General features: G+C 35.7%; 3 protein-coding genes. 2 read left to right on the top strand and 1 reads right to left on the bottom strand.

Going from position 1 to position 3123, the window contains the following annotated elements; all coding sequences use genetic code 11:
• A partial coding sequence (locus PPA04_RS09300; protein WP_147206813.1) for an ISL3 family transposase occupies positions 1-1299 on the bottom strand: 1299 nt, incomplete at its 3' end.
• A gap of 98 nt (positions 1300-1397) precedes the next feature.
• On the opposite strand from PPA04_RS09300, the gene PPA04_RS09910 reads away from it, so the two are divergent.
• A complete protein-coding gene (locus PPA04_RS09910) occupies positions 1398-1721 on the top strand; it encodes an ABC-2 family transporter protein (protein WP_147206814.1) in 324 nt (107 codons plus the stop codon).
• Between the two features lie 258 nt (positions 1722-1979).
• The gene (locus PPA04_RS09290) at positions 1980-3110 is read left to right on the top strand and encodes a phosphoenolpyruvate carboxykinase (ATP) (protein WP_057784662.1); all 1131 of its coding nucleotides are present in this window, start codon (positions 1980-1982) and stop codon (positions 3108-3110) included.
• Positions 3111-3123: the final 13 nt, after the last annotated feature.

Raw genomic sequence — 3123 nt, 5'->3', positions numbered from 1 at the left:
GTGACTATGAAAATTCAAACTGACATAACTATTCTTTAATTCGATGAGAAGACGTAAACGGAAGTTTTCAAAGTTCCGGAAACCGTAAGCAGTCTTTTTAATGGCTTTGATCTTGTTGTTTGTTCCTTCCACGGGTCCATTAGAAAAGGTCGTCTGAAAGCTGTTCTTGATTTCTTGTAGATGTTTACGCAAGGTACGATTAGTTTTTTTGATGGGCTCAGGCATGCCTGCAGCTGAACGTGTTAGACTTTCTAAGAGCCTTGGATCTCGCTGCTGGACAGCTTGTAAAAGTGTTTGATAATAAACGTAAGCTTGTCGCAAAGCGGAGGACATGTTTAATAAACGCTCCACAATATCCTGTTCACATAACTGCATATTACGAAAGTTTCTGCTTTTACGATAGGTTTTAAAATCAAGTTTGGTCGAGTCTTTAGTTAACAATTTCCAATAATGTTTCAAAGCACGTGCGTTGTGCGAACCCTGTCCCGCCTGTTTCATGGTTTGTGTCCGAACTAAGTTTAAGGCCCGATAAGCTTGGGTTACGACATGGAAGCGGTCGGCAATGATCAGCGCTTGCGGAAAGATCTCATGGATCAAGGATCGATAAGGCGAGTACAGATCAACTGTGACCGTTTGGACTGCCCAGCGAGCTTGACGGTCATATTGTAAAAAGTAACTTCGTAAGTATGTATTATGCCGAGAACGCACGATATCTAACGTGCGGCGTGTCGCAATGTCCATGACAATGATACTCATGCCGCTACTAGAAAAGTTGCCCGCTTTAAAGTCGTCAAAAGCGATATTTTGCGGTAAGAAATGATGATTGGGCCTTAAGTAAGTTGAGAGCTCTTGCGCAAAGCGCATCACTGTCATTCCAGAGATCCCAAAATCAGCGGCAATATCTTTTTGTGAGATATTCTGGTCTAATTTAGAAATAGCCTGATATTTAACGGCTTGTGAGATTTGGTCGTTAGCCTTGACGTCCTTGATCTCCGCAAGTTTTGTAATAGTTTTAGGGCAGGCAGCTGAAGCCGGGCAGAGATATTTTTGTTTGCGGATCGAAAAAACATTTGTGATCCCACCCGAAGGCAAACCGAGCATCTCAACGGTTTTAAAACCGTTGTAGCGCATTTTTTGACCACAAACTGGGCAAGCACAAGGATAAGATTGCCGCAAATGGATCTTGCGGACTTTTTTATGTTGGTAAAATCCTGCAGCTATCACTTTATTATTATATTTTGGATCAAATTCCAGGTGTGAGTCTTTAATTCCCAATAGATCCAGTGTACAATTCTTCATGTAGGACATTCCTTTCAGTGTAGGGATTGTTTCTTTGAGATGAAGTGTGTCTTCATCTCTATTTTTTTATCATAAAACAAAATTGGTACTGAGAGAAGATTTTTCTATCAGTACCAAATATTATAGAACCAATTATTGTAACTTTGAGTTTTTGGATAAATAATTTATCCGCATTAAATGGGGTCCCAGAATACTTAATGGATGCATCGAACAGACCTTATCAGATTTATCCAAAAATTTTTCAAATCTTCTTCATGTGGATAATCCCTTCATTATCTGCTACAAATTTGCCAGTTCTTTTAATGAAAGGGGGAGTGAAAGCTAGTTGGATGTTGGAAAACATACTTATATTAATAGTGTTGTCGTTATTTTCATACGTAGAGTGGAATTTAGGGTTAAAACACTATGTATCAGCTAATTAGTTTTTGAAAGGAGATCTTCTATTTGGGATCATGTCAAACAGGAATTCAAAATCACAAACTCTAGATTTTGCCTGTGAGACAAGAGTAAGGAAAATTTTATTCAATCATTGTCTCAGGCTAAAGAAAGATTGCAGAAGGCGATTCTTCAATCACTAAATAACATATTGGGTAGTCTAGTTATAGAGCTGTCTGGTAACGATAAGATCCCAAATTGGAAACCATATGAATTTATAGAAAAAGTTTAGGAAGGTGGTTTTTATGGAAAAAGCTTTAAATGATTTGATAAAAATTTCAAAAAAATATAAAAAGCAAAAAGATTTAGAACATCTTGAAGTTGAATATTTGTCGGTTTTTTACGAAGGTAAGGATTTTGGGAATTATTTGTATAAACATTTATCTCCATATTTTGTTTCAAACGGTTCAAGTATGGGAGAAAAGAATAAAGTTTATTGTTTTGTTTTGGAAAGTGTGGACGACTATGAAAAATATTTTGTTCATGCAAAAAAGATAAAACACTATTCTCCAAGCGAAAATCAAGTATTTCAAAAAGCAAAATATATCATTTCTACGGATGAAGACTTTGTTTATGATTCTCAAAATCATTGTATTATTTATACTAATCGAGATGAAACAATTATTTTTTCAAATCGGTTACATTACAATCAAGCCTGTAAAAGAGTGATCCGTGATGAACTGATTTATGGACTGGTACAATCCCAAGCTACACCATCCATAATGTTACATTCATCCTGTGCGGTAGATAATACTGGGAAAGCTATTTTAATTTGTGGAGATAAGGGAGCTGGCAAAACGACTACCTTAGTAAATCTTCTTGATCTTGGTTACGATTTGCTTAGTAATGATCTTACTTTTGTTAAGCAAGTTGATGGAAAAATATGGGTTAAGGGTACTCCAGAAAGCATAAATATTGGGTTAGGTACTGCTTCCAAATTTGAACAGTTACAGGATATTATACCTGAAAATATGAGAGAGTTGAGCGATCATGATCTGTGGAGTACGCATTTAAAACCAGAATTAAATTGGCAAAGTTTTGCTAACAAGTTTAACGTAAAATTAATCTCAGAGTGGACGGAATTAAGTACCATATTGTTCCCAAAAATAGGTGAAGGTTTAGTGCCTGAATGTAATAAAATTGAAAAAATACAACTAAAAAAGAACTTACAAAATAGTTTCCGCGGAATCAATGTTGGCCATAATATACCATGGTCAACATTAATTGAAAAACGGCACAAAGAAGTGCAGAGTAGCGAAATTAGTAAATTACTGGATGGATTACTAAATAAGTCGGCATATAAAATTCGGTATTCAGGTAAAAAAGATGAATTAAGTAGTCTAATTTATGAAAGTATTACAAAAAAGCTTTCGTAGTAAACTTGTTTTC

This window comes from Pediococcus parvulus, from assembly GCF_007990205.1.
Classification (GTDB): domain Bacteria; phylum Bacillota; class Bacilli; order Lactobacillales; family Lactobacillaceae; genus Pediococcus; species Pediococcus parvulus.
The sequence above is the reverse complement of the archived record's forward strand: the minus strand, read 5'-3'. Positions and strand labels throughout refer to the sequence as shown.

Excerpts from the sequence above, each read along its gene's own strand:
- PPA04_RS09290 (WP_057784662.1), top strand. The coding sequence starts at position 1,980 with ATGGAAAAAGCTTTAAATGATTTGATAAAAATTTCAAAAAAATATAAA.